1 protein-coding gene is annotated in these 1,127 nt (G+C 61.0%); it reads left to right on the forward strand.

Annotated features, from left to right (window positions below; all coding sequences use genetic code 11):
• Positions 1 to 1,127 (forward strand): IS3 family transposase gene (locus FS320_RS43840; protein WP_152718712.1). Its coding sequence is split into 2 segments (ribosomal slippage), with 1,128 coding nucleotides annotated over them: positions 1 to 258 and positions 258 to 1,127; the frame shifts between segments, so codons are not numbered across the junction. This gene is flagged as partial in the annotation.

The raw sequence follows: 1,127 nt of genomic DNA on the forward strand, positions 1-1,127 counted from the left end.
AAAAGCGCCACAAGCCGGAAGAGATCGTCGCCAAGTTACGCCAGGTCGATGTGATGGTCTCACAAGGCCAATCCGTTGCCGATGCCGTTCGAGCCATCGGCGTGACGGAGGTCACGTATTACCGATGGCGTCAGGAGTTCGGCGGCCTCAAATCCGATCAGGTCAAGCGCCTGAAGGATCTGGAGGCAGAGAATGCCCGGCTCCGCCGCGCAGTGGCCGATCTGACGCTGGATAAGCAGATCTTGAAAGAAGCCGCCTCGGGAAACTTCTGAGCCCCGCCCGTCGCCGGGTCTGCATCGATCACGTCCGATCACAACTGAAGCTGTCCGAGCGCCGGGTCTGCCGTGTGCTCGGACAGCATCGTTCGACGCAAAGACGTGTTCCGCGGGGGCGAGACGATGAGGAGCGGCTCACCGCTGATATCATCGCGCTTACCCGTCAGTATGGCCGCTACGGCTACCGCAAGATCGCAGAGCTTCTGCGTTCAACCGCCGGCTGGATCGTCAACGACAAGCGGGTCGAGCGGATCTGGCGACGGGAGGGGCTGAAAGTGCCAGCCAAACAACCCAAACGCGGTCGTTTGTGGCTCAACGATGGATCCTGCATCCGCCTGCGAGCAGAACGGCCTAACCACATCTGGAGTTATGACTTTGTCGAGGATCGCACCCATGACGGGAGAAAGTACCGCATGCTGAACGTGATCGACGAGTTCACGCATGGGTGCCTGTCTATCCGAGTGAACCGAAAGCTGAAAGCCGTCGATGTGATCGATGTGCTTTCGGACCTGTTCATCCTGCGCGGCGTACCCGGGCATATTCGTTCAGACAACGGCCCGGAGTTCGTCGCCAAAGCTGTCCAGGAGTGGATTACGGCGGTTGGGGCGAGGACGGCGTACATCGCTCCAGGAAGCCCGTGGGAGAACGGGTTCATCGAGAGCTTCAACGCCCGGCTTCGGGACGAACTGCTTGATGGTGAGATCTTCTACTCGCTCAAGGAGGCACAGATCGTGATCGAAAGCTGGCGCCGTCATTACAACACCCTGAGGCCTCACGGCTCCCTCGGCTACAGGCCGCCGGCCCCGGAGGTGTTCGTGCCTGCCATGTCCCTGCGGGCGGCTCCGCAGCCCC

Origin of the sequence: Microvirga tunisiensis (assembly GCF_009296175.1) — a bacterium.
GTDB classification, from domain to species: Bacteria; Pseudomonadota; Alphaproteobacteria; order Rhizobiales; family Beijerinckiaceae; genus Microvirga; species Microvirga tunisiensis.